The sequence below is a fragment of the Enterobacter cloacae complex sp. IR5428 genome (assembly GCF_049238585.1).
In the GTDB taxonomy this organism is placed as follows: domain Bacteria; phylum Pseudomonadota; class Gammaproteobacteria; order Enterobacterales; family Enterobacteriaceae; genus Enterobacter; species Enterobacter intestinihominis.
The window spans coordinates 97,376-124,197 of record NZ_JBMKHV010000010.1; the positions used below are offsets into that span (position 1 = coordinate 97,376).

The following is a 26,822-nucleotide window of genomic DNA, read 5'->3' on the forward strand; positions in this document are numbered from 1 at the left end:
TCCTGCAAGGACTGGATATGCTGATTCTGATTTCACCTGCCAAAACGCTCGACTACCAGAGCCCGCTCGCCACTGAGCGTTATACCCAGCCGGAATTGCTGGACTACTCGCAACAGCTGATCCACGAGGCGCGTAAGCTTTCGGCTCCGCAAATCGCTTCGCTGATGAGCATCAGTGATAAACTCGCCGACCTGAACGCCACCCGTTTTCATGAGTGGCAGCCTGACTTCACGCCCGCTAACGCCCGTCAGGCGCTGTTGGCCTTCAAAGGTGACGTCTACACTGGCCTGCAAGCAGAAACGTTTAGCGAAGCCGATTTCGATTTTGCCCAGCAGCATCTGCGCATGTTATCCGGCTTGTACGGGGTGCTGCGCCCGCTGGATCTGATGCAGCCGTATCGTCTGGAGATGGGTATCCGCCTGGAAAATGCCAAAGGCAAAGATCTGTACCAGTTCTGGGGCGATGTCATTACCGATAAGCTTAACGCGGCGCTGCAAGCCCAGGGGGACAACGTGGTGATCAACCTGGCCTCCGATGAGTACTTCAAATCGGTGAAGCCGAAAAAGCTGGATGCGGACATTATCAAGCCGGTGTTCCTCGACGAGAAAAACGGCAAATTTAAAGTGATCAGCTTCTACGCCAAAAAAGCGCGCGGTCTGATGAGCCGTTTCATCATTCAAAACCGCCTGACGAAGCCAGAGCAGCTCACTGGCTTTAACAGTGAAGGGTATTTCTTCGACGAGGCATCGTCAGGAAAAAACGAGCTGGTGTTTAAGCGTCACGAGCAATAAAAGACAACCCCGCCAGCTGGCGGGGTTTGTGTTAATGGTGCTTCCGGTCCGGCCCCGGGCGATGATCGTCATGACGGTGATGATCGTGACGATCGCGATGTTCATCGTGCGGACGCCAGTGGTTATCGCGCCAGTCATAGTGCGCTTTCCACCAGTCATGGTCGCGCCAGCGGCCGCCATCCCAGTAGTGTCCGTTATTATCCTGATCGCCAATTTGCAGTTTTACCGCAGGGACGAGGGTGATCTCAGCTGCCTGCACCGCCATGGGAGCGACCAGCATCAGTGAAAGCGCGATAAGTGCAGGTTTCAGTGTAGACATAGGTGACTCCTTATTCTTCTTGCCCAACGTGGGCCGATGTAAGGAGAGTACGTGATGGGAACGGTGGATGTTATTCTCTGCAATCCTAAACCCTAAGTAACCGCATTTATTGGGAATTTCTGCTTTTTTCCTGCTGTTTTTCTCCTTATTTTCTCCATAAAAAAGCCGGGTGGCGGCTTCGCCTTACCCGGCCTACTTTCTGAAATGTTCCAGGCCCGGTAAGGCGTAGCCGCCACCGGGCAATAAACTCACGCTCGGGTCATCATCAGCTTACGCAGTGCGGCAAAGTCTGCGGGCAGCTCATGGGACAGCAACGGCAGGTCGGCGCGCTCGGCCAGCTCTTTTGGCAGCGGCAGCGTTTCACCCAGGATCGCTTCCACGCTCTCTTTGAACTTGGCCGGATGGGCGGTACCGAGGAACAGGCCATACTCACCCGGTTGAAGCTGATCGCGCAGGGCACGATAGGCAATCGCCGCGTGCGGCTCAGAGGTATAGCCCACCGCTTTCAGCTCGCGCATGGTGGCTTTCGTGGTTTCGTCCGTCACCGCTGCGTAGCCCAGGTCGCCCAGACGCCAGACCTTACGGCGGAACAGCTCTTCCACACGCGGCCAGTTGTTAGGCTGTGACACATCCATCGCATTGGAGAGCGTGGCTTGCGTCGCGTTCGGCGCCCATTTTCCGTCCTTCAGGAAACGCGGCACGGTGTCGTTGGCGTTGGTAGCGGCGATAAAGCGCTTCACCGGCAGGCCGAGTGATTTCGCCAGCAGGCCCGCCGTCAGATCGCCGAAGTTCCCGCTTGGCACGGAAACTACCAGCTGATTGCGCGCGTCCTGCGGCAGCTGGGCCACCGCTTCGAAGTAGTAGCAGATCTGCGCCAGCAGACGGCTGATGTTGATGGAGTTGGCAGAGTTCAGCCCCAGCGCCGCCTTCAGCTCTTCGTCATCAAAGGCCTGCTTCACCAGCGCCTGGCAGGCATCGAAATCGCCGTCGATCGCCACGGTTTCAATGTTGCCCCCAAGAGTGCAGAACAGTTTTTCCTGAAGCGGGCTGATTTTGCCTTTCGGATAGAGGATCACCACGCGGACGTTTTTCAGGCCGTAGAACGCATGAGCCACCGCCGCACCGGTATCACCTGAGGTCGCGGTCAGGATGGTCACCGGTTTGTCGCCGCTGATGTGGGTCAGCATCTGCGCCATGAAGCGACCGCCGAAATCTTTGAACGCCAGCGTCGGGCCGTGGAACAGCTCCAGACAGCCAACGTCAGGCTCCACCTGCTTCACCGGGGCCGGGAAAGCAAACGCCGCGCGCACGCGCTCTTCGAGCAGCTCCTGCGGGATTTCGTCGCCAATAAACGCAGACAGAATTTTGGTGCTGCGGGTGACAAAGTCCTGCTTAAGCAGTTCATCGATTTCAGTCAGTTGAAATTCCGGCAGGTCGTGGGGGAAGAACAGCCCCTGATTTTTGCCCAAACCCTGCGTTACCGCCTGCGCAAAGCTGACCTGCTCGTTATGATCTTTAAGGTTGTAGAGTTTCATTCGTTATCCCAGTACTCGTGCGCCAGCCGTGTCCAGACGGCAAATATGAACAAAGCCTTCCTGATTTTGCAGGTAGTGTTTAGAGAGCCAGTCCGCCACACGCTGCGCGGTGTCTGGCTTGTCGCATAAGGCGAACAGCGTCGGGCCGGAGCCGGAGATGCCGCACGCCTGTGCGCCGATATCCATGGATGCCTGTCGCGCTTCGTTAAAGCCCGGCAGCAGCTTCGTGCGATACGGCTCGGCAATAACGTCTTTCATCAGTTTCGCCGCCAGCTGCGGCTGTCGGGTATAGCAGGCATGAATAAAGCCCGCCAGATGACGCCCGTGGGCGATACAGTCCTGACGACGATACTGCGCCGGCAGGATCGCACGCGCTTCGGCGGTAGAAACCTTAATGCCCGGATAGGCAAGCACCCACAGCCACTCATCAAACCCTGGCACCTGCTGGCTGATGATGCCATTTTCTTCAATCATCAGCTGCATGCCGCCAAGGAAGCACGGCGCCACGTTATCATAATGAATGCTGCCGGAGATGCGCCCTTCCAGCTCGCCCATCAGCGCCAGCAGGCGGCTGTTGTTCAGCGGCTTGCCGCAGTGCTCATTCATCGCCACCAGCGCGGCGACCACCGAGCAGGCGCTGGAGCCGAGTCCCGAACCAATCGGCATGCTCTTTTCCAGCGTCATGGCGACCGGCACGTTTTTACCGATCTCCTGACAGAAGCGTTCCCAGCACTGATAAACGATATTCTCACGCGGTTCAGGCGGCAGCTTGCTGGCAAAACGGCCGACGTTATTCAGGCTGAAGCGCTCTGCCGCCTCAACCGTTACCGTATCGCCCAGCAGCGAACCATCCACCGGCGTAACCGCCGCGCCCAGCACGTCAAATCCGACGCTCATATTGGCGCTGGAAGCCGGGGCATATACTTTAACCATCTTAAACTCCTAACTTCCATGACAGGGTACGCAGCAGATCGGCAAACACGCCCGCCGCCGTGACATCATTCCCTGCGCCATAGCCGCGAAGTACCAGCGGCAATGGCTGATAATAATGGCTGTAGAACGCCAGGGCGTTCTCGCCGTTTTTCACCTTGTACAGCGGATCGTTGCCATCCACTTCGGCAATCTTCACGCGGCAGACGCCGTCTTCTTCAATATTGCCAACATAGCGCAATACCTTACCTTCATCACGGGCTTTCGCAACGCGGGCGGCAAAGGCGTCGTCAAGCTGCGGCAACCTGGCCATAAAAGCGCTGACGTCGCCGCTGTCATCAAATTCTGCTGGCAGCACCGGCTCAATCACGATATCCGAAAGCTCCAGCTCGCGGCCGGTTTCGCGCACCAGGATCAGCAGCTTACGCGCCACATCCATACCGGAGAGGTCGTCGCGCGGATCCGGCTCGGTGTAGCCCAGCTCGCGCGCGGCGCGGGTGGCTTCCGACAGGCTCATCCCTTCGTCCAGCTTGCCGAAGATAAACGACAGGGAGCCGGAGAGGATGCCGGAGAAACGCTGTAGTTCGTCGCCCGCGTTCAGCAGGTTTTGCAGGTTCTCGATGACCGGCAGGCCTGCGCCCACGTTGGTGTCATACAGAAACTTGCGGCGCGACTTGCTCGCCGCCAGACGCAGCTGGTGATAGTAATCCATCGACGAGGTGTTGGCCTTTTTGTTCGGCGTCACCACATGGAAACCTTCGCGCAGGAAATCCGCGTACTGATCGGCCACAGCCTGGCTGGAGGTACAGTCGACGATCACCGGGTTAAGCAGGTGATACTCTTTCACCAGACGGATCAGACGACCCAGGTTGAACGGCTCTTTCGCCTCTTCCAGTTCCGCCTGCCAGTTTTCCAGGTTCAGACCGTGGACGTTAGTCAGCAACGCTTTCGAGTTCGCAATTCCGCAGACGCGCAAATCGATATGTTTCTTCTTAAGCCACTCCTGCTGGCGCTTTACCTGCTCCAGCAGCGCGCCGCCGACGCCGCCGACGCCCACCAGGAACAGCTCAATCACCTGGTCGGTGTTGAACAGCATCTGATGCACCACGCGCACGCCGGTAGTGGCGTCATCGTTATCCACGACAACGGAAATTGAACGCTCTGATGAGCCCTGGGCAATCGCCACGATATTGATATTGGCCCGCGCCAGGGCGGCAAAGAATTTGGCGGAGATTCCGCGCAGGGTGCGCATGCCGTCGCCTACCACGGAGATCACGGCCAGACGCTCCTGAATAGAGAGCGGCTCCAGCAGCTCTTCTTTCAGCTCCAGGTAGAACTCTTCTTCCAGCGCGCGACGGGCGCGCAGGCAATCGCCCTGCGGGACGCAGAAGCTGATACTGTATTCGGAAGAAGACTGCGTGATCAGCACCACGGAGATCCCATTACGGGACATGGCCGCAAACACGCGTGCCGCCATGCCAACCATACCTTTCATACCCGGGCCAGAGACGCTGAACATCGCCATGTTATTAAGGTTCGAAATGCCTTTTACCGGCAGGTCATCTTCATCAGCGCTGGCGCCAATCAGCGTACCCGGCGCCTGCGGATTACCGGTGTTTTTAATCAGGCAAGGGATCTGGAACTGGGCAATCGGGGAGATGGTACGCGGGTGAAGCACTTTGGCGCCGAAGTAGGAAAGCTCCATCGCTTCCTGGTACGACATCGACTTCAACAGCCTGGCGTCCGGCACCTGGCGCGGGTCACAGGTATATACACCATCAACGTCAGTCCAGATCTCACAACAGTCTGCACGTAAACAGGCCGCCAGCACGGCAGCGGAGTAGTCAGAGCCGTTACGCCCCAGCACCACCAGTTCGCCCTTCTCGTTACCGGCGGTGAAGCCTGCCATCAGGATCATGTGGTCAGACGGGATTTTGCTCGCCGCAATGCGGCGTGTCGACTCGGCAATGTCGACGGTGGATTCAAGGTAGTGTCCCACAGCCAGCAGTTTTTCAACCGGATCGATGACCGTCACGTGGTGACCGCGCGCTTCCAGCACGCCCGCCATGATGGCGATAGAGAGTTTTTCACCCCGGCAAATTAGCGCCGCGTTGATGCTGTCCGGGCATTGACCCAGCAGGCTGATACCGTGAAGGACATGTTTAATCTGGGCAAATTCGAGTTCAACGGTGGTTTTCAGCTGCGCCAGCGGGAAGCCAGGCTGGGCGTCTGCCAGCCCCTGAAGCAGTTCAGCGAAGATACGTTCGGCGTCGCTGATGTTCGGAAGTGCATCCTGGCCACCGATGGTTTTTTCAATCATCGCCACCAGGTGGTTCGTGATTTTTGCCGGGGCAGAGAGCACGGTAGCAACCTGCCCCTGCCTGGCGTTACTTTCCAGGATATCGGCAACACGCAGAAAACGCTCTGCATTTGCCACTGATGTACCGCCGAACTTCAACACTCGCATGGTTCTACCTCATTTCCTTTAGCCGAAAAAAAAGCCCGCACTGTTCAGGTGCGGGCTTTTTTCTGTTTTTCCTGTACGCGTCAGCCCGCATCGTTACCTGTGGTAATGATGATGGTTGTAGTAATGGTGGTGATGCTGATGCGTTTCATGGATGTTGTGTACTCTGTCATTATTATCTGTCTGTGCTCTATTCTTTTAGGGTTAAAGGATCGGACACCTTAAGTCAATGAATTTTTAATTTGATCACAATTCGGGACATTCTCACGTCCCGCTGCGTGCAGAATTATTTTCATCGGAATACCCCAGATGCAACCCCAGACATTAGCAGGATCGGCCATAATAAAAACTTATGACACTATTTTACTCGGCTAATTTTTTTTCAATATCATGAAGCAATCGGTGCAGCATTGCCGTGTCGCGCTGTTCAAGACGCCCCAGGCGCTGCTGTAACCAGTCCACCATTTTTTGATCGTCAGCGACGCCCAGTTGCTCGAGAAGCTTATCTGCACGAATACGCAGCGCCGCCAACTGGTTTTCATCCGTTACTGACGCTGGCGGCTGAGAAATTTGTATTAAGGATGCTAATTGATAGCAGTACACCATCACCGCCTGCCCCAGATTGAGTGACGGATAATCCGCCACCATCGGCGCGCCCGTCAGGACGTCAGCCAGTTCCAGTTCTTCGTTAGTCAGCCCGGAATCTTCTCGCCCAAACACCAGCGCGGCTTTCTCCAGCCACTGGCTTTTCTCTTCCAGCATTGGCACCAGTTCAGCAGGCGTGGCGTAATAATGAAACTTCGCCCGGCTGCGCGCGGTCGTCGCGACGGTAAACGAAATATCGTGCAGCGCCTCAGCGAGCGTAGCGTAAGTGGTTATATTATCGAGAATATCACCCGAACCGTGCGCCACCCATCGCGCAGCAGGCTCCAGATGCGCCGCGCTGTCTACGATACGCAAATCGGTAAAACCCATGGTCTTCATGGCACGCGCCGCAGCGCCAATATTTTCAGCTCTTGCTGGTGCCACCAGCACAATCGACAGATGCATTTATGCTCTCTTTTTAATCAGTTAGCAGGTAAAAATGTGATTCACTTCAACATATTACGCAGCACGAATTTACAATTTTGCAACACAAATCACCGAAATAGCGTTTCATAACAATTAAAAAAAGCTAAACTATTTTGTGGCTGAACAATCAGTTAGAATGTTAACAGAAGTCCATTATCCTTATGTTTTGTAATGATAATGACCTTATGAATACTCTTTTCCGATTGGATTCGTACCGTTTATCAATCAATGTCCGCAACTAGTTGGTTTATTGAAAAATTGTGACAAAGGCTAGCATTCAGCTACGATGATTTCATCAAACTGTTAACGTGCTACAATTGAACTTGATATATGTCAACGAAGCGTAGTTTTATTGGGTGTCCGGTGTCACTTAGCCTGTTATGTTGCTGTTAAAATGGTTAGGATGACAGCCGTTTTTGACACTGTCGGGTCCAAAGGGAAAGTACCCACGACCAAGCTAATGATGTTGTTGACGTTGATGGAAAGTGCATCAAGAACGCAATTACGTACTTTAGTCACGTTAAGCCGATCATGTTAATTTGCGACATGCATCAGGCAGGTCAGGGACTTTTGTACTTCCTGTTTCGATTTAGTTGGCAATTTAGGTAGCAAACATGCAGACCCCGCACATTCTTATCGTTGAAGACGAGTTGGTAACACGCAACACGTTAAAGAGCATTTTCGAAGCAGAAGGCTACGATGTCTTTGAAGCGACCGATGGCGCAGAGATGCATCAGATCCTTTCTGAAAATGATATCAACCTGGTGATTATGGATATCAATCTGCCGGGCAAAAACGGGCTTCTTCTGGCGCGCGAACTGCGTGAACAGGCGAACGTCGCGTTGATGTTCCTGACAGGCCGTGACAACGAGGTTGATAAAATTCTTGGTCTGGAAATCGGCGCGGATGACTACATCACCAAGCCGTTCAACCCTCGCGAGTTAACCATTCGTGCACGCAACCTGCTGTCCCGCACCATGAATCTGGGTACGGTCAGTGAAGAGCGTCGTAGCGTCGACAGCTACAAATTCAACGGCTGGGAACTTGATATCAATAGCCGTTCGCTGATTAGCCCGAACGGTGAGCAGTACAAACTGCCGCGCAGTGAATTCCGCGCGATGCTGCACTTCTGCGAAAACCCGGGCAAGATCCAGTCCCGTGCAGAACTGCTGAAGAAAATGACCGGTCGTGAGTTGAAGCCACACGATCGTACCGTTGACGTAACCATCCGTCGTATTCGTAAACATTTCGAATCTACGCCTGATACGCCGGAAATCATCGCCACGATCCATGGTGAAGGCTATCGTTTCTGCGGTGACCTCCAGGAGTAATCCTCCCGTCACGCAGTAAAAAACGGCGCTTTTGCGCCGTTTTTTTTATCAATGCCACGGCATAATCGGCACCGCGCTAATCGCGTTTTTCGGTGAGCCTTCCACGACTTTGTCGGAATAAGCCAGATAAGCCAGTGTGTTACGCTTCGCGTCATAAAAACGGACCACCTGTAGCTTTTTGAACACCAGCGAGGTCCGTTTCTGGAATACAACGTCGCCCTGCGCTTTGCCGTTTTTAATTTTGTCACTCAATTCCACCGGACCAACCTGCTGACAGGAGATGGCCGCGTCAGACGTGTCTTCAGCCAGCCCCAGGCCGCCTTTAATCCCGCCGGTCTTCGCCCGGCTGACATAGCAGGTGACGTTTTTAACGTCCGGATCGTCAAAGGCCTCCACCACAATTTTGTGGTCCGGCCCAAACATTTTAAACACGGTGTCCACGGAGCCAATTTGCTCCGCCTGTGCCATGCGCCCTGCCATCAGCGCCAGTGCTGCAAAGACTAAAACCTTGTATTTCATATTGTTACCATTCATAAAAATTACGCTGAGCGATTATTCAACAGGTTAGATAAAAATGTAGCAAGATCACAGGATTAGAATATATCCGCACTTAAATCACCACAAAAAGCATTTATGCGCAAAAAAAACACTGAATGCTAAAACGTCAAAAAATGCTATTATCCGCTAACCTGTAAACAGGCACCTGCGGCAGTTTTAAGGATGAGGATAGTATATGGATCAGGCTGGAATTATTCGCGACCTGCTCACCTGGCTGGAAGGTCATCTCGACCAGCCTTTGTCACTGGATAATGTGGCGGCAAAAGCAGGCTATTCCAAGTGGCATCTGCAAAGGATGTTCAAGGATGTCACCGGTCATGCTATCGGTGCCTATATTCGCGCACGTCGTTTATCAAAGTCTGCTGTCGCGTTGCGCCTGACCGCGCGACCAATCCTTGATATTGCCCTGCAATATCGCTTCGATTCACAGCAAACCTTCACTCGCGCCTTTAAAAAACAGTTCTCGTTAACGCCAGCGCTTTATCGCCGCTCGCCGGACTGGAGCTCCTTTGGTATGCGTCCGCCGCTGCGTCTGGGCGAGTTTGCGATGCCAAAATATGAAATCATCACCCTGCCGGAAACGCACCTGGTCGGCACCACGCAGAGCTACTCCTGTTCCCTGGAGCAGATCTCCGAGTTCCGCCATCAGATGCGCGTTCAGTTCTGGCGCGAATTTTTAAGTCACGCTCCGGCGATCCCGCCGATTCTGTATGGCCTGAACGAAACGTATCCAAGCCAGGAAAAAGACGACGAGCAGGAAGTGTTCTATACCACGGCGCTGACGCCTGACATGGCGAACGGTTACATTCATGGCTCGAAGCCTGTCGTGCTGGAAGGCGGCGAGTATGTGATGTTCTCATACGAAGGGTTAGGAACGGGCGTTCAGGAGTTCATCCTGACCGTTTACGGGACCTGCATGCCAATGCTGAATCTGAATCGCCGTAAAGGTCAGGACATTGAGCGCTACTATCCGGCGCAAGATGCAAAACCGGAAGAAGGCCCTATCAATCTGCGGATGGAATTCCTGATTCCGGTACGTCGTTAACGCTGCAACTCATCCAGTGCAGGGGCATCAAGATGCGAAATGTCCCCTGCCATCTCAACCACCCACCCCGATGCCAGCCAGGCACTTTCCTGATAGTCGATACGGGAAATGGAACAGTTGCGCAGACGCAAACGGCGCTCGGCGTAAGCCGGCAGCCCCAGAATGGTACTCACCAGGCAACCCAGCGCGATACCGTGGCTCACCAGCAGCGGTCGGCTACCTGCCGGGAGTTTCAGGCACTCGGCCAGCGCGGCATGCATGCGCACGCTCAGCTCCTGCATGGATTCCCCCTCAGGGATGCGACCATCTTCAGTGCCGTTCACCAGCGTGCGACGCCAGCCTTCTTCGGTTTCCGTCAGCGTATCGATAGGGCGTTTTTCCAGCACGCCCATATCCAGCTCGCGCAGGCGCGGTTCAAGGGTCACGTCGCAGCCACAGGCATCGGCGATGATGCGTGCCGTCTGCTGCGTGCGGCCTAAATCACTGGAGATGACGTGAGTGATACCCAGCGTTCTGGCGCGCTCCGCCACCTGCCACGCTTGCTGCACACCTTTGTCGGTGAGAGGACTGTCTGACTGGCCTTGAATACGTCGCTCGGCGTTCCACTGCGTTTCACCGTGGCGAACAAGGTATACCTGTAACATGCTTTTTTTCCGTTATACTGCGATGAATTTTTTAAATCGAGCTTAATTATGCACCATGTTGTCTCTGCTACCACCAATCCTGCCAAAATTCAGGCAATTCTAAGGGCATTTGAAGAGATCTTCGGCGAAGGATCCTGCCATATTGACGCCGTCGGCGTCGAGAGCGGTGTGCCGGAACAGCCGTTTGGCAGCGAGGAAACACGCGCTGGCGCACGAAATCGCGTGGCGAATGCAAAAGCCGCCGCGCCAGATGCTGACTTCTGGGTCGCGATTGAAGCAGGTATCGACGAAGGGGCGACCTTCAGCTGGGTTGTCATCGAAAGCCGCGAGCAGCACGGCGAAGCGCGTTCAGCCACGCTGCCGCTGCCGGAGGTCATACTGGAGAAAGTCCGCGCGGGTGAGGCGCTGGGGCCGGTAATGTCGCACTACACCGGCATTGATGAGATTGGTCGTAAAGAGGGGGCGATTGGCGTCTTTACCGCGGGCAAGCTCACCCGTTCGAGCGTTTACCACCAGGCCGTTATTCTGGCGTTAAGTCCGTTCCATAACGCGATTTATCGTTAAGTTTGTAGGCCGGATTAGGCGAAGCCGTCATCCGGCGTTTTTAAGCAATACCGCTTCCAGCCACTGACGCAGTTCAACCGGCGCCGACTTCAGGCTGTTTGAACCCCGGGTAATCGTCGCGATGCCCGCGCCCAGCTCGTTTTTCAGTTCACGCTGGCTCATTTCGCCACGCAGCAGTTCCTCAATAATGCGTACCCGTGTACCCAGCGCTTCACGCTCGTCTGGCGTCAGCATCAGCTGTAGCAAGGGTAAATGCAGATCTTTGTCGTAAGACTGGCGGAGCAACTCCACAAAACGAAGCCACTCCTGATGACGCTGTTCGGCCATGGCCGAGGAATACGGGGAATGCTGGGTCATGTTATGCTGCCTCTTGTACTCATTAGCGAGTACAGCATAACACAACCCGCGCCGATCAGTAACGTCTCTGCCACTCGGCATCGCTCATCAGGGCATCTTTCTCCCCCATGAAGTGCCGATAGTAGGCGTCATACGCCAGCACGTTCTTCACATATCCGCGCGTTTCCGAGAACGGAATGCTCTCGACGAACGCCACGGCGTCGAGTCGCCCTGCGCTGTTACCAAGCCATGTCCGCACGCGGCCTGGCCCGGCGTTGTACGCCGCTGACGCGAAGATACGGTTATTACCGAACTGCTGATAGACGTACTGCAAGTAGCTGGTACCGATGTTGATGTTGGTCTCCGGATCCAGCAGCTGGGACGGGCTGCTGTAGCCTGGGATATTAAACATCTTCACCGTGTGCGTCGCGGTGCCCGGCATAATTTGCATCAGGCCGCTGGCCCCCACCGGCGAACGCACTTTCGGGTTCCAGGCGCTTTCCTGACGGGCAATGGCCATCGCGTAGCTTTGCGGAATATCTTTGCCGCTGGTGTAGCGATCGAACAGATCCTTATAAGCCAGCGGGAAACGCTCTTCGAGATGATCCCACAGCTTGCCGGCGATCGTCGCCTGCACGCTCAGATCCCACCAGCGATTATCAAACGCATAGCGGGCAAGCTGCGCCTTCTCGTCGGTGGTACGGCTGGTGACCAGGTTGGCCCATTCGCTGCGCGCGGTATTATCCAGATTCCAGTACATCAGCTCGCGCACGCGCGCCATTTCCGGACCCTGCGTCAGCGCCGGGTTCGCGTTGGCTGGCGCTTTGTCGATCTTCAGGGTGTACTCCTCGCCCAGACGCTGCGCCGCCGCCATCGGGTAGAAGCCGCGCTGCTGCATCAGGGAGTGGAGGATCGCTTTGGCTTCGTCTTCACGACCACGCTCCAGCAGCAGGTCCGCCTGCCAGTAACGCCATTCATCTTTCTCTTTAGCATCCATCGGCAGGCGCGCTAGCCAGGTATTGAGGCCACGACGATCGCCCGTTCCCAGCGCCATGCGCACGCGACGCTCCACCAGCGAGACAGAGTTTGAACGCATTACCGCGTCGTCACGCCAGCGCGCCTGTTCGTCGGTGACATCTGTTCCCATCAGTCGCCATGCCACAATATCGCGCAGTTCCTGGGTTTGATCGTCATTAAGCTGCTGGGCCTGCACCAGCTGCGGGATCATCAGCCGGGCGTTTTCCACATCCTCACGCGCCACGCTGGCAAAGGCCACCGCCGCCATCTGGCGGGTAAAATCGGTCGCGCCGGTGGTACGCGCAAACGTCAGCACGGTATTGGGATCGTTTGCCAGACTGATAACGGCAGAGGCAATGGTCTGATAATCCGCGGGCATCTGGCCCGCCAGCACGGTGACCAGCCGGGTGTTACCGGCCTTCATCGCCAGGCGAATACGTTCCAGGTAAGAGAGCGGATCCTGCTTGCCCGAGGCGCGCCAGGCGCTGAACAGCGGGTCACAGGCGTTTGGCTGGCTTTTGCCCGTCAACCACAGCTCTTTCGCGCCGGTCCAGGCTTCCTCCTGCTGACCGGTCGCCCATTTCGCATAATAGTAATTACACTGCGCTTCCGTCGCGCCCGGTTTATCCGGGCTGAAAGCCAGCAGGCCGCGCCAGTCTTCGCGACGGGCCAGCTCGTTCACAAACCGGGACTTCAGGGTGCGCGCAGGCGGCAGTGTCGGGTTCGCCTGAATGAAGTTATTTACGGTGACGGTCGGTTGATTCATGAGATCATCAGTGATCTGACGATACTCCAGATACGGATACAGCGGATAATCCTTCAGCGTCGGCATCAGCGCCTGCACGGTATCCATCTGCTTGTTGTCCCATGCCTGCTTAATCTGGGCATAGCGGTTACGTTGTTCATCCAGTGAATCGGCATGCACCGCCTGGCTTACCGCCATTACGCATACGCTGGCAGCCAGCAGACGCCAGACCACCCGTTTGGCTTTTTCCACAAGCTCTTCCTCATTGTTTTTCGTCAGTTGCAGCGTCTTGCCACGTTAAAGTTACCTCAACTTATGCTAACCAGGCATCCCACAACGCGCCACGTCATGGACACTTTTTTACCTTTCTTGCGCGTTTTAACACTCCCGACGTTCCTGGCTGGGATTAGGGCGTGAAAAAGGCTACACTTCGAGGCTGAAATTCATTCTCATCACGATAAAAGAGGCGAAGTCCAACGTGGCTCAATTCGTTTATACCATGCATCGTGTCGGCAAAGTTGTCCCGCCGAAACGTCATATTCTTAAAAATATCTCGCTGAGCTTTTTCCCGGGCGCAAAAATCGGTGTTCTGGGTCTCAACGGTGCCGGTAAGTCCACCCTGCTGCGCATCATGGCCGGCATCGATACAGACATCGAAGGTGAAGCCCGTCCGCAGCCTGGCATCAAGATCGGCTACCTGCCGCAGGAACCTCAGCTGAACCCGGAACACACCGTGCGTGAATCCGTTGAAGAAGCGGTATCCGAAGTGGTTAACGCCCTGAAAGGTCTGGATGAAGTGTATGCCAAATACGCCGAGCCGGATGCGGACTTCGACAAACTGGCCGCTCAGCAAGGCAAATTTGAAGAGATTATCCAGGCGCACGACGGTCACAACCTGAACGTGCAGCTGGAGCGCGCGGCAGATGCCCTGCGTCTGCCGGACTGGGATGCGAAAATCGCGAATCTCTCCGGTGGTGAACGCCGCCGCGTGGCGCTGTGCCGCCTGCTGCTGGAAAAACCAGACATGCTGCTGCTCGACGAACCGACCAACCACCTGGATGCGGAATCCGTGGCGTGGCTGGAACGCTTCCTGCACGACTTCGAAGGCACCGTGGTGGCAATTACCCACGACCGCTACTTCCTCGACAACGTGGCGGGCTGGATCCTGGAGCTGGACCGCGGCGAAGGTATTCCGTGGGAAGGTAACTACTCCTCCTGGCTGGAACAGAAAGATCAGCGTCTGGCGCAGGAAGCGTCTCAGGAAGCGGCGCGCCGTAAATCTATTGAGAAAGAGCTGGAGTGGGTGCGTCAGGGCGCGAAAGGCCGTCAGTCCAAGGGCAAAGCCCGTCTGGCACGCTTCGAAGAGCTGAACAACACCGAATACCAGAAGCGTAACGAAACCAACGAACTGTTTATCCCGCCTGGAGCACGTCTGGGGGATAAAGTGGTTGAAGTGACCAACCTGCGTAAGTCATACGGCGACCGCCTGCTGATCGACGATCTGACCTTCTCCGTACCGAAAGGCGCTATCGTCGGCATCATCGGTCCGAACGGCGCGGGTAAATCCACCCTGTTCCGCATGATGTCCGGTCAGGAACAGCCTGACAGCGGCTCTATCACCCTGGGTGAGACCGTGAAGCTGGCCTCCGTTGACCAGTTCCGTGACGCGATGGACAACAGCAAAACCGTGTGGGAAGAAGTCTCCGGCGGTCTGGATATCATGCGTATCGGCAACACCGAGATGCCAAGCCGCGCCTATGTTGGCCGCTTTAACTTCAAGGGCACCGACCAGGGCAAACGCGTGGGCGAGCTGTCTGGCGGTGAGCGTGGTCGTCTGCACCTGGCGAAGCTGCTTCAGGTTGGCGGCAACGTTCTGCTGCTCGACGAACCTACCAACGACCTGGACATCGAAACCCTGCGCGCGCTGGAAAACGCCCTGCTGGAATTCCCGGGCTGCGCCATGGTTATCTCGCACGACCGCTGGTTCCTTGACCGTATCGCGACCCACATTCTGGACTACCAGGACGAAGGTAAAGTGGAGTTCTTCGAAGGTAACTTCACCGAATACGAAGAGTACAAGAAACGCACGCTGGGCGCAGACGCGCTGGAGCCGAAGCGTATTAAGTACAAGCGTATTGCGAAATAAAAGCAAAACGGCAACTTCGGTTGCCGTTTTTTATGTTTGTTCCCTCTCCGCGTGGGAGAGGGCCTGGGTGAGGGCATCAGGCCGCACAGTGTGTAGGCCGGGTAAGGCGAAGCCGCCACCCGGCTTTTTTATTTGCCCACGTAATACCGCTTCACCTCATCAAACTGCATCGCAAAGTCGATATAGCTCATCAGCGCAGGCGAATTGAGCTTACGGCTCGGATAGGCCAGCCAGAGATCGTTCCCCTCAACGCGCCACTCCGGTAGCACCTTTACCAGCGCGCCCTTTTCGATTTTATCTTCCAGCAGGAATGCGGGTAACAGCGTGATCCCCGCCCCGGCAATGGCGCATTCTCGGGCGTACACCAGGTTATCCGTCATGTGGGCGTTATCCGGCAGGTAGCGGTAATCCTCACTCTCGCTTCGCAGAAGCCACTCCGACCATGCCCGGTGCGTAATGCAGCGGTGATCCACCAGCTGTCGGGGATGGATTAACGGCGCCCGACGTGCCAGATAGTCAGGCGAGGCCAGCATGTAGCGCGGACAGTGCCCAATCATGCGACCAATCAGGGAAGAATCCTGCGGTTTGCCGGTGCGCAGCGCCACGTCAAAACCCGACTCGACCAGATCTACCACATCGTCTGAAATTGATACATCCAGCGACACGTCAGGGTAGCGAAGCTGGAACTCGGCATTCATATGCGCCAGCAGCGTCGCGCCAATCCCTGCCGGACAGGTGATCCTCAGCCGTCCGCTGGGGTTTTCTCGCAGCCGCTGAATGGCATACTCCGCGCGCTCGCTGGCCGCCAGCATCTCGCGGCAGTTCACCAGATAGTGCTCGCCCGCAAACGTCAGGCTTATTCTGCGCGTCGTGCGGTTAAGCAGGCGGATCCCCACCTGCTGCTCCAGCTGGCTAATGCGCTGGCTGACGCTGGATTTCGGCAGTTCAGCCTTCTGCGCCGCCGCAGTAAAGCTGCCCATCTCAGCCACCAGCGCAAACAGCGCCATATCCTGTAGCTGTTTAAACATGATTGTTCACCCTGTACGAACGCTGAGTTCTTGATTGTCCATCTTATCATGCAACTGACCACTTAATAGACTAGCCTCAACACAACGCATTCATTGAGGAGAACATCATGTCTGTTAAAGCCATTGCCGTTAACCCAGAAAATCCCTCCACCTTCGTTGAAATTACCCCGCCGATGCCGCAGCCCGGCGAGTACGATCTGCTGGTGGAGGTGAAAGCCGTCTCCGTAAACCCGGTGGATACCAAAGTACATGCAGGCATTGCCAAAAGCGGACTGAAGGAGCCGCGCATTCTCGGGTGGGATGCCAGCGGGATCGTCAAAGCCGTCGGGGCTGGCGTCACCGGATTCAAACCGGGTGACGAAGTATGGTACGCGGGGGATATCACCCGACCGGGCAGCAATACCACGCACCAGCTTATCGATGCGCGCATTGTCGGGCACAAGCCTGCAAACCTTGGCTGGGCCTCTGCGGCAGCACTGCCGCTGACGGCGCTCACCGCGTGGGAAGGCCTGTTTGAACGGCTGAAGATTCAGGATGCCGACGCAGATAAAACGCTGCTGATAATTGGCGGCGCGGGTGGAGTCGGATCGCTGGCGATCCCGTTTGCGAAGCACAACAGCAAGGTGAAGATCGTCGCAACCGCCTCACGAGAAGATTCCGCCCGATGGTGTCGCGATCGCGGGGCTGACGTTGTAGTAGATTACCGCGACCTGAAGGGTGAACTGGCGAAACAGGGGCTCACCTTTGTGGATTACATTTTTATCCTCAACGACACCGACGGGCACTGGGATGCGGTCAGCGATCTGATTGCCCCTCAGGGACACATTTGTTCCATCGTTGAAAATGCGCATCCGCTAAACCAGGACAAGCTGAAGTCCAAATCTGCCGCCCTGCACTGGGAATTTATGTACACCCGCAGCATGTACCAAACCGCGGATATGGCGCGCCAGGGCGAGATTTTAAATGAGGTGGCGAAGCTGGTGGATAACGGCGTGGTGGAAAGCTCGCTCAGCGAAACGCTGCACGGGCTGAGCGTGGAAAGCATTACCGAAGCGCACCGCATGGTGCTGGAGGGGCATATGCGTGGGAAAGTGGTGGTTGAGTTCTGAGTGGTTTGTTCCCCCTCACCCTGCCCTCTCCCCACGGGGGAGAGGGTAAAGACAGCTCCGTGCGATCCCCTCTCCCCTTTGGGGTGAGGGGTAAGTTTTTTACCCCTGCTCACCCATCATCTCTTTCACCAGCTCGACGCAGCGCAGGAAACGGGTGTCGTAATCCGACTCTTCCACATGCACAAACTCAACGTTGTTCTCGTTAAGCATCTCCACCAGCATGGTCTGGAACTCACGCCTGTCCACCGAGCTGCCCAGGCTGCGCATGCCGTCGGCTACCCATGGGGTGTTGTTTTCCAGCAGGATAACCAGATCAAAGCGGTATTCATCAATCAGCGCCTGCACAAACGGGTGCTCGCGTCCTTCGTACTTTTTACAGAACGCCTGCGTGGTGACGAAATCGGTATCAATAAAGGCGACTTTATTGGCGTATTTCACCGCAAAATCAATGTACTGGGCATGACCGAGCGCGATTTTATCGTAGTCGGAATACTGTAATGCCATCTCGTCACCACCGAGGTGTGAGAAGACGTAATCGCGGCCATACTCCCACGCACTGGTGGTATTGAAGATATTCGCCAGCTTATTCACCAGCGTCGATTTCCCGCTCGACTCGCCGCCGAGGATCGCCACCGTACGCACGAAGAACGGCTTCACCTCGGTCGGAATGTAGTCCCAGTAGCGGAACGGGTTCTCGCGGATCTGCGCCCCGCTGATGTTCATAAAGGTGCGTTTAGGATCGATCAGCACGGTTTCGATACCCAGATGCTCGCGGAACTGTGGCGCGTCGGACTCTTCAGAGGTGTAGATCCAGTTAGGCGCAATGCCCTTCTCTTCCATAAACGCTTTGATGCCGTTGCTCCACACGTCCCAGCCGTGCGGGTACGGCTCCATGCCCTCTTCGTTAAAGGCATGAATACGAATATTTTTCTGATACTTAAAGGTCTGAAGCAGCCAGCGCAGGCGGTCCGGCACGGTGGGCTGCTGCGACATGGCGCTGTCTTCAAACAGCTGGCGATCGCGGGTTTCATCATAACCCATGATGATATGCAGCTCGTCGACCTGGCTACAGGCGCGCTGGATCAGATAGATATGCCCGGTATGCAGCGGGTAGAACTTACCGAACACCACGCCAATGTTCTTTTGCATCCGCGGAAATTCAAGCCCCAGAAAACGGTGCAGCGCTTCCAGCTTCTGCGCGCTGGGGCTTTTGATTTTGGCGTTCAGCAGTTGGCTCAGGTAGCCCTTGGTCATGCCGCTGGCGTCCGCTACCTGCTGTAACGTGCAGCCCTTCTGGCGGATAGCGGTCTTGATGTAGTCAAATGATGACATAAATTACGGTGCCTCCTGCAAAATCGAATACGTAATTATAAGTCGTCAAAGACATTTAACGCATCTGCGAGTTTTTTAACGCCAAAAACCTGCATCCCTTCCGGAATTTTTTTCGGCACGTTGGCGGCCGGAACAATTGCGCGGCGGAAGCCATGTTTTGCCGCTTCGGAGATACGCTCCTGACCGCTCGGCACCGGGCGAATTTCGCCCGCCAGCCCTACTTCGCCAAATACCACCAGATCCTGCGGCAACGGTCTGTCACGCAGGCTGGAGACCATCGCCAGCAACAGCGCCAGATCCGCGCTGGTTTCCGTAACCTTCACCCCACCAACCACGTTGACGAACACGTCCTGATCCGCCATTTGCAGGCCGCCGTGACGGTGCAACACCGCCAGCAGGATCGCCAGGCGGTTCTGTTCCAGACCGACCGCCACGCGCCGCGGATTACCCATCATCGAGTGATCCACCAGCGCCTGAATTTCAACCAGCAGCGGACGCGTCCCCTCCCACAGCACCATCACCGAACTACCGGACGTAATTTCGTCGCCACGGCTCAGGAAGATGGCCGACGGGTTGCTGACTTCGCGCAGCCCCTGCTCGGTCATGGCAAACACGCCCAGTTCATTCACCGCGCCGAAGCGGTTTTTATGGCTGCGCAGGGTACGAAAACGGGAATCCGCATCGCCGTCGAGCATCACCGAGCAGTCGATACAGTGCTCAAGCACTTTCGGGCCGGCCAGCGAGCCGTCTTTGGTGACGTGGCCCACCATCACTATCGCTACGCCGCGCGTTTTGGCAAAGCGCGTTAAGTACGCAGCCGTTTCACGCACCTGCGCCACGCTCCCCGGTGACGACTGAATGTCCGCCATGTGCATCACCTGGATGGAGTCGATCACCATGAGCTTCGGCTGCTCTTCTTCGGCAATCATGCAGATCTGCTCGATGCTGGTTTCCGAGAGCATATTCAGATTGCCGGTCGGCAGACCGAGGCGGTGCGCGCGCATCGCCACCTGCTGGAGTGACTCTTCGCCCGTGACGTACAGGGTTTTCATCTGTTCGGCGAGCTTGCAGAGCGTTTGCAGCAGCAGGGTGGATTTACCCGCGCCCGGGTTACCGCCGATGAGAATAGCGCTGCCCGGCACTACGCCACCGCCGAGCACGCGGTCAAATTCTTTGAATCCGGTTGAGAAGCGCGGCAGCGCCTCAAGGCTGATATCCGAAAGTTTTTGTACCTTCGACACGCCTGCATTGCCCGCATAGCCGCTCAGGCGTTCATTGCGGGCCACGCTCGGCGAAGCCGCCACACCACGCACTTCGGTGATGGTGTTCCAGGCATGACAGGCGCTGCATTGCCCCTGCCAGCGCGGATAATCCGCACCACATTCATTACAGACAAATGCGCGTTTTGGAGCTTTCGCCACGGTTTACCTCGTTATTTCTGTGCGGTCTGCGCGCCGGATAGCGCTGACGCTTACCCGGCCTACAAAAGCAGGCCGCTATTTTTGATTAATGCTGCCGGAGAGAATGCAGAACACGCCCATCAGGTCAGCATGACGGATAGTGACTTCCGTCTTTTCATTCACTTTCGGCTTGGCGTGGTAGGCAATACCCAGTCCGGCAACTTTGATCATCGGCAGATCGTTCGCGCCATCGCCGATGGCGACGGTCTGTTCGACCGGAATGGCGTATTTCTCCGCCAGACGCGTCAGCGTATTGGCTTTGTACTGCGCATCCACGATGTCGCCAATCACTTGTCCGGTGAGTTTGCCGTCCATGATCTCCAGCTCGTTTGCCACCACGGTGGTCAGACGCAGCTTGTCACGCAGGTAATCGGCAAAGAAGGTGAACCCACCGGAGGCAATCGCCACTTTCCAGCCGAGCGTCTCCAGCTTGAGCACCAGCTGCGTCAGCCCTGGCATCAGGGGCAGTTCATCGCGCACCTGACGCAAAATGTTAGCATCGGCCCCCTTCAGGGTCGCCACGCGCTGTCTCAGGCTGGCGGTGAAATCCAGCTCGCCGCGCATCGCGCGCTCGGTGACTTCCGCCACCAGCTCGCCGCTGCCCGCCAGTTTAGCAATCTCGTCAATACACTCGATCTGAATGGCGGTGGAGTCCATGTCCATCACCAGCAGGCCCGGCGTTTTCAGATGCGGGATCTTGCCGAGCGGGGCTACGTCCAGCCCGGCGTCGTGCGCCAGACGCGTGGCGCGCTGCGTCAGGGAACCCGCCAGGCGAATAACCTGATAATCTTCCACGCACCAGGCCGCAACGATGACCATCGCTGCGCCCAGTTTAGTTTGATACTGGGTGAGGCGTTGCTTATCCAGGCCGCGTCCGTACAGCAGCCAGCCGCTACGGCCAGCGTGGTAATCGAGAGGCATCACCTCATCGCCACTTAAAGAGAGCGGCAATCCTGGCCATAAAGAGACATCCGTTGGCAGGTCGCACCAGGTAATGTTCGGCATTGAAGCTCCTGTAATTTCGTTCGCGCCGGAAGGTTCCAGAGGGAAAATAACGCATGAGGCTACCCTGTAACCATCACTTCTGGCAACATTAAGCCGTAAATTTTAAGCAGGTGGAATATGGCTCGCGCAAAACTGAAATTCCGGCTTCATCGCGCCGTGATTGTCCTGATCTGTCTCGCACTATTAGTGGCGCTTATGCAGGGGGCATCCTGGTTTAGCCAGAATCACCAACGACAGCGTAACCCGCAGTTTGAAGAACTGGCCCGTACGCTGGCGCGCCAGGTGACGCTCAATGTTGCGCCGTCTATGCGCACCGAAACGCCGGATGACAAGCGGATAGCCCAGGTATTGCGCCAGCTTACGGAAAACAGCCGCATTCTGGATGCGGGTGTGTACGATGAACAGGGCGACCTGATTGCCCGCGCGGGTGAGCATGTCGACGTGCGCGACAGGCTGGCGCTGGACGGCAAAAAAGCTGGCGGTTATTTCAATCAACAAATCGTTGAACCCATTCAGGGCAAGAATGGCCCACTCGGCTATTTACGTCTGACACTCGACACCCACACCCTGCCAACCGAAGCCAAACAGGTGGATAACACCACCAATATTTTGCGCCTGATGCTGCTGCTCTCGCTGGCGATTGGCGTGGTACTGGCGCGCACGCTGCTGCAAGGCAAGCGCACCCGCTGGCAGCAGTCGCCGTTCCTGTTAACCGCCAGCAAGTCAGTTCCCGAAGAGGAAGAGAGCGAGAAGAAAGAATAGTGATAAAGTAGGCGGATGATTCGGAAAAGGAACTCTGCCATGTCGACGTTACGCCTGCTTATCTCTGACTCTTACGATCCCTGGTTTAATCTCGCGGTGGAAGAGTGCATCTTCCGCCAGATGCCCGCCACCCAGCGCGTCCTGTTTCTCTGGCGCAACGCTGATACGGTCGTTATTGGCCGCGCGCAAAATCCGTGGAAAGAGTGTAACACCCGCCGTATGGAAGAGGACAACGTCCGCCTGGCGCGCCGCAGCAGCGGCGGCGGTGCGGTGTTCCACGATCTCGGCAACACCTGCTTTACCTTTATGGCGGGCAAGCCGGAATACGACAAAACCATCTCGACCTCCATTGTGCTCAACGCGCTCAATTCGCTCGGCGTGACGGCTGAAGCCTCGGGTCGTAACGATCTGGTGGTGAAAACACCTGAAGGCGACCGGAAAGTGTCAGGCTCAGCCTACCGCGAAACGATGGATCGCGGATTCCACCACGGCACATTATTGCTGAATGCCGATCTGAGCCGTCTGGCAAACTATCTGAACCCGGACAAGAAAAAGCTCCAGGCGAAAGGCATTACCTCCGTGCGCGGTCGCGTGGCGAATCTGGTGGATCTGCTGCCGGGGATTACTCATGAGCAGATTTGCGACGCGATCCGTGAAGCCTTCTTCGAACATTACGGTGAGCGGGTAGAAGCTGAAGTGATCTCCCCTGACAAAACACCGGACCTGCCCAACTTCGCGGAAACCTTTGCGCGCCAGAGCAGCTGGGAGTGGAACTTCGGTCAGGCACCGGCGTTTTCACACCTGCTGGATGAGCGATTTACATGGGGCGGCGTTGAGCTGCACTTTGACGTGGAGAAGGGCCATATTACCCGCACGCAGGTCTTTACGGATAGTCTCAATCCTGCACCGCTGGAGGCGCTGGCCGCACGTTTACAGGGCTGTCTGTATCGGGCGGATATGTTGCAGCAGGAGTGTGATGCATTAATTGGGGATTTTCCGGAGCAGGAAAAAGAGCTGCGGGATGTATCGGCGTGGATTGCTCAGGCCGTGCGCTAAGTGCAAACTGGTGCCCTCACCCCAACCCTCTCCCACAGGGAGAGGGAGGGAAGAGACAGAATTACTCTTTATCGCCCAGCAGAACGGATTCCAGCGCGATTTTGATCATGTCGTTGAAGGTGGTCTGACGCTCGGCAGCGGTGGTCTGCTCGTGAGTACGGATATGGTCAGACACGGTGCAGATGGTCAGCGCTTTCGCACCGAATTCAGCCGCCACGCCGTAGATACCGGCCGCTTCCATTTCCACGCCCAGAATGCCGTATTTTTCCATCACGTCGAACATGTCGCCTTCTGGCGAGTAGAACAGATCGGCAGAGAACAGGTTGCCCACGCGCGCGTCAACGCCCAGCGCTTTTGCTGCGTCAACCGCGTTACGCACCATGTCAAAATCAGCGATGGCCGCAAAGTCATGATCTTTAAAGCGAATGCGGTTGACTTTAGAGTCGGTGCACGCGCCCATGCCGATCACCACGTCACGCAGCTTAACGTCCATGCGCACCGCGCCGCAGGAGCCGACACGGATGATTTTCTTCACGCCGAAATCGGTGATCAGCTCTTTGGTGTAGATGGAGCAGGATGGGATACCCATGCCGTGACCCATCACGGAGATTTTGCGGCCTTTATAGGTACCGGTGAAGCCCAGCATGCCACGCACGTTGTTCACTTCACGCACGTCTTCGAGGAAGGTTTCTGCAATGTGTTTCGCGCGCAGCGGGTCGCCCGGCATCAATACGACGTCAGCGAAATCACCCATTTCTGCATTAATGTGAGGAGTTGCCATCTTCAGTTCCTTTTACATTGTTGTTTTTGCCGGGTGGCGGCTGCGCCTTACCCGGCCTACATTCTGTTCTCCCTCTCCCTGTGGGAGAGGGTCGGGGTGAGGGCATCAGGCCTCACCCAATCCGTTTAGAACATAGCCTTGCCATATTCCATGTCAGACGTACCAAAGTATTTCGCAATCGTCTGGCCGATGTCCGCGAAGGTTTCACGATGACCCAGCGAGCCCGGTTTGACTTTCGGGCCGTACACCAGCACCGGAATGTGCTCACGGGTGTGGTCGGTACCGGTCCAGGTCGGGTCACAGCCATGGTCAGCGGTCAGGATCAGAATGTCATCTTCCCCCACCAGCTCCATCAGCTCTGGCAGACGGCGGTCAAACAGCTCCAGACCCGCAGCATACCCGGCGACGTCGCGACGGTGACCCCAGGAGGAGTCGAAGTCCACGAAGTTGGTGAAGACAATGGTCTTGTCGCCCGCTTCTTTCATCTCTTTGATGGTGGCGTCGAACAGCGCATCCAGACCGGTCGCTTTGACCTTTTTGGTGATGCCGCAGTTAGCGTAGATGTCCGCGATTTTACCTACGGAAACGACATGGCCGTCTTTCTCGTCGACGAGTTTTTGCAGCACGGTCGGCGCCGGTGGCTCCACGGCCAGATCGTGACGGTTGCCGGTACGCTGGAAGTTACCCGCTTTGTCGCCGATAAACGGACGCGCGATAACACGGCCAATGTTGTAGCCGCCCTCGGTCAGCTCTTCACGGGCGATCTCGCACAGCTCGTACAGTTTATCCAGGCCAAACGTCTCTTCGTGGCAGGCGATCTGGAACACAGAGTCAGCAGAGGTATAGAAAATCGGTTTGCCGGTTTTCATGTGCTCTTCGCCGAGCTGATCCAGAATCACGGTACCGGAAGAGTGGCAGTTGCCGAGGTAGCCCGGCAGGTTGGCGCGCTTCACCAGCTTATCAAGCAGCTCCTGCGGGAAGCTGTTCTCGTGATCGGAGAAGTAACCCCAGTCAAACAGCACCGGCACGCCAGCGATTTCCCAGTGACCGGACGGCGTATCTTTACCGGAAGAGAGCTCGTGCGCCCACGCGTAGGCGCCCACCACTTCCGCGTTTCCGTCCATACCGGCTGCGATTTTACCGGTAGAACCTTCATGCGCTTTTACCAGCCCGAGGCGGGTCAGGTTTGGCAGGTTCAGAGGGCCTTTACGACCGTTGTCCGCTTCGCCTTTTGCACAGGCTTCCGCGATGTGACCCAGGGTATCGGAACCCACGTCACCAAAACGTTCTGCATCTTCGGTTGCGCCGATGCCGAATGAGTCCAGCACCATAATAAATGCACGTTTCATAATTGTTCTCCGTACTTAGTGCTTCATAAAAATGCGATCAGATCAGTATACCGCTATTCAGTGATACGACGATAGACCGTCGGTGTGGTTTCCGGTGCTTTATCGTCAAGAGTTATTGCCGCCTTCACCGCTTTCGCCGCGTCCTGCCAGCTGGCTTCGTCTTTCGCGTGGATCACCGCCAGCGGACGTTTGCCGTCAACGCTGTCGCCCAGACGGGCCATATCGGTAAAGCCGACGCTGTAATCAATGGTGTCCGATGCCTGACGACGACCGCCGCCCATAGACACGACCGCCATGCCGAGCGCGCGGGTATCCATAGCCGAGACAAAGCCTTCACTGTCCGCATAGACCGCTTTGCTGAGCATCGCGGTGGGCAGGTATTTCGCGTAGTTTTCCACGAAGTCGGTCGGGCCTTTCTGCGCCGCCACCATCCGACCAAAGATCTCCGCCGCTTTGCCGTTGTCCAGCACCGCCTGAAGCTTCGCGCGCGCGTCAGCGTCGTCTTTGGCCAGCTTGCCGGAGATTAACATCTCAACGCACAGCGCCATGGTGACATCGAACAGGCGCGGGTTACGGTATTCGCCTGTGAGGAACTGCACGGCCTCGCGGACTTCAACGGCGTTACCGGCGCTGGACGCCAGCACCTGGTTCATGTCCGTCAGCAGTGCGGTGGTGCGCACGCCCGCGCCGTTGGAAACGCCAACGATCGCTTCAGCCAGCGCCTCAGAGAGTTCATAGGTCGGCATAAACGCGCCGCTGCCCACTTTCACATCCATCACCAGCGCGTCCAGCCCTTCCGCCAGCTTTTTGGCGAGGATAGAGGCGGTGATCAACGGGATGGAGTCTACGGTCGCGGTAATGTCACGCGTCGCGTAGAAACGCTTGTCTGCTGGCGCAAGAGAGCTGGTCTGGCCGATAATCGCCACGCCAACGTCTTTAATAATGTCGCGGAAGCGGTTGTCATCCGGAAAGATATCGAAGCCCGGAATGGCTTCCAGTTTGTCGAGCGTACCGCCGGTATGACCCAGGCCGCGCCCGGAAATCATCGGGATGTAACCGCCGCAGGCTGCCACCATCGGGCCAAGCATCAGGGAGGTCACGTCGCCCACGCCGCCGGTGGAGTGTTTGTCCACAATCGGGCCGTTGAGGTTGAGGCTTTTCCAGTCCAGAACGGTTCCTGAATCTCGCATCGCCATGGTCAGGGACACGCGCTCAGGCATCGACATATCGTGGAAGAAAATGGTCATCGCCAGAGCCGCAATCTGCCCTTCAGAGATGGTGTTATCACGAATGCCGTTGATAAAGAAGCGGATCTCTTCGTCGCTTAATGCATGACCATCACGTTTTTTACGAATAATTTCTTGTGCGAGAAACACGGTAACCTCCATGCGGAATCGGGTGAATGGCGGCGGGTATGTTGACCCGCCCTACGATCCTGTAGGCC

The 26,822-nt window shown here is 56.4% G+C and carries 26 protein-coding genes and 1 other annotated feature; of the genes, 8 read left to right on the top strand and 18 right to left on the bottom strand.

Features of this window, described 5'->3' with window-relative positions; all coding sequences use genetic code 11:
* Positions 1–17: 17 nt before the first annotated feature.
* Positions 18–791, top strand: a complete 774-nt coding sequence (gene yaaA / locus ACOTXC_RS15760; RefSeq protein WP_022650381.1) for a peroxide stress protein YaaA — start codon at positions 18–20, stop codon at positions 789–791.
* A gap of 31 nt (positions 792–822) precedes the next feature.
* On the opposite strand, the gene ACOTXC_RS15765 is transcribed toward yaaA, so the two are convergent.
* The 7 genes from ACOTXC_RS15765 to yjjY form a co-directional block, all read right to left on the bottom strand.
* Positions 823–1,110, bottom strand: coding sequence for a DUF2502 domain-containing protein (locus tag ACOTXC_RS15765; RefSeq protein WP_421767822.1), 288 nt, complete (start codon positions 1,108–1,110; stop codon positions 823–825).
* A gap of 248 nt (positions 1,111–1,358) precedes the next feature.
* A complete protein-coding gene (gene thrC / locus ACOTXC_RS15770; RefSeq protein ID WP_003856490.1) occupies positions 1,359–2,645 on the bottom strand; it encodes a threonine synthase in 1,287 nt (428 codons plus the stop codon).
* Positions 2,646–2,648: 3 nt separating this feature from the next.
* A complete protein-coding gene (gene thrB / locus ACOTXC_RS15775) occupies positions 2,649–3,578 on the bottom strand; it encodes a homoserine kinase (RefSeq protein ID WP_023299286.1) in 930 nt (309 codons plus the stop codon).
* Position 3,579: 1 nt separating this feature from the next.
* Positions 3,580–6,042, bottom strand: coding sequence for a bifunctional aspartate kinase/homoserine dehydrogenase I (gene thrA, locus ACOTXC_RS15780; protein ID WP_022646997.1), 2,463 nt, complete (start codon positions 6,040–6,042; stop codon positions 3,580–3,582).
* Positions 6,043–6,066: 24 nt separating this feature from the next.
* Positions 6,067–6,184 (bottom strand) — a sequence feature (Thr leader region).
* The gene (gene thrL, locus ACOTXC_RS15785) at positions 6,123–6,191 is read right to left on the bottom strand and encodes a thr operon leader peptide (RefSeq protein ID WP_015572623.1); all 69 of its coding nucleotides are present in this window, start codon (positions 6,189–6,191) and stop codon (positions 6,123–6,125) included. It overlaps the preceding feature by 62 nt.
* 211 nt (positions 6,192–6,402) lie before the next feature.
* Positions 6,403–7,089, bottom strand: a complete 687-nt coding sequence (locus tag ACOTXC_RS15790; protein ID WP_032625413.1) for a tRNA/rRNA methyltransferase — start codon at positions 7,087–7,089, stop codon at positions 6,403–6,405.
* Between the two features lie 399 nt (positions 7,090–7,488).
* A complete protein-coding gene (gene yjjY / locus ACOTXC_RS15795) occupies positions 7,489–7,629 on the bottom strand; it encodes a protein YjjY (RefSeq protein WP_001541509.1) in 141 nt (46 codons plus the stop codon).
* Between the two features lie 95 nt (positions 7,630–7,724).
* On the opposite strand from yjjY, the gene arcA reads away from it, so the two are divergent.
* On the top strand, positions 7,725–8,441 hold the full coding sequence (gene arcA / locus ACOTXC_RS15800) for a two-component system response regulator ArcA (RefSeq protein ID WP_003856501.1): 717 nt from the start codon (positions 7,725–7,727) through the stop codon (positions 8,439–8,441).
* Between the two features lie 48 nt (positions 8,442–8,489).
* Here the strand turns inward: arcA and creA are convergent, their stop codons facing one another.
* Complete coding sequence (gene creA / locus ACOTXC_RS15805) at positions 8,490–8,960, bottom strand: protein CreA (protein WP_421767823.1); 471 nt, start codon at positions 8,958–8,960, stop codon at positions 8,490–8,492.
* Positions 8,961–9,174: 214 nt separating this feature from the next.
* Here creA and robA point away from each other — a divergent pair, with 214 nt between their 5' ends.
* Positions 9,175–10,044 carry an MDR efflux pump AcrAB transcriptional activator RobA gene (gene robA, locus ACOTXC_RS15810; RefSeq protein ID WP_022646995.1) on the top strand — a complete coding sequence of 290 codons (870 nt, stop codon included), beginning with the start codon at positions 9,175–9,177 and terminating at the stop codon, positions 10,042–10,044.
* On the opposite strand, the gene gpmB is transcribed toward robA, so the two are convergent.
* Complete coding sequence (gene gpmB / locus ACOTXC_RS15815) at positions 10,041–10,688, bottom strand: 2,3-diphosphoglycerate-dependent phosphoglycerate mutase GpmB (RefSeq protein ID WP_006810187.1); 648 nt, start codon at positions 10,686–10,688, stop codon at positions 10,041–10,043. The genes robA and gpmB overlap by 4 nt on opposite strands.
* A 48-nt stretch (positions 10,689–10,736) precedes the next feature.
* On the opposite strand from gpmB, the gene yjjX reads away from it, so the two are divergent.
* Positions 10,737–11,252 carry an inosine/xanthosine triphosphatase gene (gene yjjX, locus ACOTXC_RS15820; protein ID WP_157508460.1) on the top strand — a complete coding sequence of 172 codons (516 nt, stop codon included), beginning with the start codon at positions 10,737–10,739 and terminating at the stop codon, positions 11,250–11,252.
* Between the two features lie 27 nt (positions 11,253–11,279).
* Here the strand turns inward: yjjX and trpR are convergent, their stop codons facing one another.
* Both trpR and sltY read right to left on the bottom strand, forming a co-directional pair.
* Positions 11,280–11,609, bottom strand: a complete 330-nt coding sequence (gene trpR / locus ACOTXC_RS15825; protein ID WP_003856511.1) for a trp operon repressor — start codon at positions 11,607–11,609, stop codon at positions 11,280–11,282.
* 55 nt (positions 11,610–11,664) lie between these two features.
* Positions 11,665–13,602 (bottom strand): murein transglycosylase, encoded by a 1,938-nt coding sequence (gene sltY, locus ACOTXC_RS15830; RefSeq protein WP_022646993.1) that lies wholly within the window; start codon positions 13,600–13,602, stop codon positions 11,665–11,667.
* Between the two features lie 226 nt (positions 13,603–13,828).
* Between sltY and ettA the strand changes: the two genes are divergently transcribed.
* Positions 13,829–15,496, top strand: a complete 1,668-nt coding sequence (gene ettA, locus ACOTXC_RS15835; protein ID WP_014882470.1) for an energy-dependent translational throttle protein EttA — start codon at positions 13,829–13,831, stop codon at positions 15,494–15,496.
* Positions 15,497–15,624: 128 nt separating this feature from the next.
* On the opposite strand, the gene ACOTXC_RS15840 is transcribed toward ettA, so the two are convergent.
* Positions 15,625–16,524, bottom strand: a complete 900-nt coding sequence (locus ACOTXC_RS15840; protein WP_421767824.1) for a LysR family transcriptional regulator — start codon at positions 16,522–16,524, stop codon at positions 15,625–15,627.
* Between the two features lie 107 nt (positions 16,525–16,631).
* On the opposite strand from ACOTXC_RS15840, the gene ACOTXC_RS15845 reads away from it, so the two are divergent.
* Positions 16,632–17,633: a zinc-binding alcohol dehydrogenase family protein gene (locus tag ACOTXC_RS15845; RefSeq protein ID WP_032676682.1), complete on the top strand. Its 1,002-nt coding sequence runs from the start codon at positions 16,632–16,634 to the stop codon at positions 17,631–17,633.
* A 99-nt stretch (positions 17,634–17,732) separates the two neighbouring features.
* Here the strand turns inward: ACOTXC_RS15845 and nadR are convergent, their stop codons facing one another.
* The 3 genes from nadR to serB all read right to left on the bottom strand — a co-directional run bounded on the left by nadR (position 17,733) and on the right by serB (position 21,430).
* Complete coding sequence (nadR, locus tag ACOTXC_RS15850; protein ID WP_003856522.1) at positions 17,733–18,965, bottom strand: multifunctional transcriptional regulator/nicotinamide-nucleotide adenylyltransferase/ribosylnicotinamide kinase NadR; 1,233 nt, start codon at positions 18,963–18,965, stop codon at positions 17,733–17,735.
* A 35-nt stretch (positions 18,966–19,000) separates the two neighbouring features.
* Positions 19,001–20,386 carry a DNA repair protein RadA gene (gene radA / locus ACOTXC_RS15855; RefSeq protein ID WP_003856523.1) on the bottom strand — a complete coding sequence of 462 codons (1,386 nt, stop codon included), beginning with the start codon at positions 20,384–20,386 and terminating at the stop codon, positions 19,001–19,003.
* Positions 20,387–20,461: 75 nt separating this feature from the next.
* Positions 20,462–21,430 (bottom strand): phosphoserine phosphatase, encoded by a 969-nt coding sequence (gene serB / locus ACOTXC_RS15860; RefSeq protein WP_003856524.1) that lies wholly within the window; start codon positions 21,428–21,430, stop codon positions 20,462–20,464.
* Between the two features lie 117 nt (positions 21,431–21,547).
* Here serB and ACOTXC_RS15865 point away from each other — a divergent pair, with 117 nt between their 5' ends.
* The gene (locus ACOTXC_RS15865) at positions 21,548–22,192 is read left to right on the top strand and encodes a YtjB family periplasmic protein (protein ID WP_015572615.1); all 645 of its coding nucleotides are present in this window, start codon (positions 21,548–21,550) and stop codon (positions 22,190–22,192) included.
* Positions 22,193–22,231: 39 nt separating this feature from the next.
* Positions 22,232–23,248, top strand: coding sequence for a lipoate--protein ligase LplA (gene lplA, locus ACOTXC_RS15870; RefSeq protein ID WP_023305408.1), 1,017 nt, complete (start codon positions 22,232–22,234; stop codon positions 23,246–23,248).
* Between the two features lie 61 nt (positions 23,249–23,309).
* On the opposite strand, the gene deoD is transcribed toward lplA, so the two are convergent.
* The 3 genes from deoD to deoA all read right to left on the bottom strand — a co-directional run bounded on the left by deoD (position 23,310) and on the right by deoA (position 26,754).
* A complete protein-coding gene (deoD, locus tag ACOTXC_RS15875; protein WP_003856538.1) occupies positions 23,310–24,029 on the bottom strand; it encodes a purine-nucleoside phosphorylase in 720 nt (239 codons plus the stop codon).
* Positions 24,030–24,154: 125 nt separating this feature from the next.
* A complete protein-coding gene (deoB, locus tag ACOTXC_RS15880; RefSeq protein WP_003856540.1) occupies positions 24,155–25,378 on the bottom strand; it encodes a phosphopentomutase in 1,224 nt (407 codons plus the stop codon).
* Between the two features lie 53 nt (positions 25,379–25,431).
* Positions 25,432–26,754 (bottom strand): thymidine phosphorylase, encoded by a 1,323-nt coding sequence (gene deoA, locus ACOTXC_RS15885; protein ID WP_063853315.1) that lies wholly within the window; start codon positions 26,752–26,754, stop codon positions 25,432–25,434.
* Between the last annotated feature and the right edge of the window lie 68 nt (positions 26,755–26,822).

Bases quoted from the DNA above. Each gene is read 5' to 3' on its own strand.
- ACOTXC_RS15845 (WP_032676682.1), top strand. From the start codon at position 16,632: ATGTCTGTTAAAGCCATTGCCGTTAACCCAGAAAATCCCTCCACCTTC.
- arcA (WP_003856501.1), top strand. From the start codon at position 7,725: ATGCAGACCCCGCACATTCTTATCGTTGAAGACGAGTTGGTAACACGC.
- ACOTXC_RS15865 (WP_015572615.1), top strand. From the start codon at position 21,548: ATGGCTCGCGCAAAACTGAAATTCCGGCTTCATCGCGCCGTGATTGTC.
- thrB (WP_023299286.1), bottom strand. From the start codon at position 3,578: ATGGTTAAAGTATATGCCCCGGCTTCCAGCGCCAATATGAGCGTCGGA.
- deoD (WP_003856538.1), bottom strand. From the start codon at position 24,029: ATGGCAACTCCTCACATTAATGCAGAAATGGGTGATTTCGCTGACGTC.
- yjjX (WP_157508460.1), top strand. From the start codon at position 10,737: ATGCACCATGTTGTCTCTGCTACCACCAATCCTGCCAAAATTCAGGCA.
- creA (WP_421767823.1), bottom strand. From the start codon at position 8,960: ATGAAATACAAGGTTTTAGTCTTTGCAGCACTGGCGCTGATGGCAGGG.
- gpmB (WP_006810187.1), bottom strand. From the start codon at position 10,688: ATGTTACAGGTATACCTTGTTCGCCACGGTGAAACGCAGTGGAACGCC.
- thrA (WP_022646997.1), bottom strand. From the start codon at position 6,042: ATGCGAGTGTTGAAGTTCGGCGGTACATCAGTGGCAAATGCAGAGCGT.
- ACOTXC_RS15790 (WP_032625413.1), bottom strand. From the start codon at position 7,089: ATGCATCTGTCGATTGTGCTGGTGGCACCAGCAAGAGCTGAAAATATT.
- robA (WP_022646995.1), top strand. From the start codon at position 9,175: ATGGATCAGGCTGGAATTATTCGCGACCTGCTCACCTGGCTGGAAGGT.
- lplA (WP_023305408.1), top strand. From the start codon at position 22,232: ATGTCGACGTTACGCCTGCTTATCTCTGACTCTTACGATCCCTGGTTT.
- trpR (WP_003856511.1), bottom strand. From the start codon at position 11,609: ATGACCCAGCATTCCCCGTATTCCTCGGCCATGGCCGAACAGCGTCAT.
- yaaA (WP_022650381.1), top strand. From the start codon at position 18: ATGCTGATTCTGATTTCACCTGCCAAAACGCTCGACTACCAGAGCCCG.
- serB (WP_003856524.1), bottom strand. From the start codon at position 21,430: ATGCCGAACATTACCTGGTGCGACCTGCCAACGGATGTCTCTTTATGG.
- deoB (WP_003856540.1), bottom strand. From the start codon at position 25,378: ATGAAACGTGCATTTATTATGGTGCTGGACTCATTCGGCATCGGCGCA.
- nadR (WP_003856522.1), bottom strand. From the start codon at position 18,965: ATGTCATCATTTGACTACATCAAGACCGCTATCCGCCAGAAGGGCTGC.
- thrC (WP_003856490.1), bottom strand. From the start codon at position 2,645: ATGAAACTCTACAACCTTAAAGATCATAACGAGCAGGTCAGCTTTGCG.
- ACOTXC_RS15840 (WP_421767824.1), bottom strand. From the start codon at position 16,524: ATGTTTAAACAGCTACAGGATATGGCGCTGTTTGCGCTGGTGGCTGAG.
- ACOTXC_RS15765 (WP_421767822.1), bottom strand. From the start codon at position 1,110: ATGTCTACACTGAAACCTGCACTTATCGCGCTTTCACTGATGCTGGTC.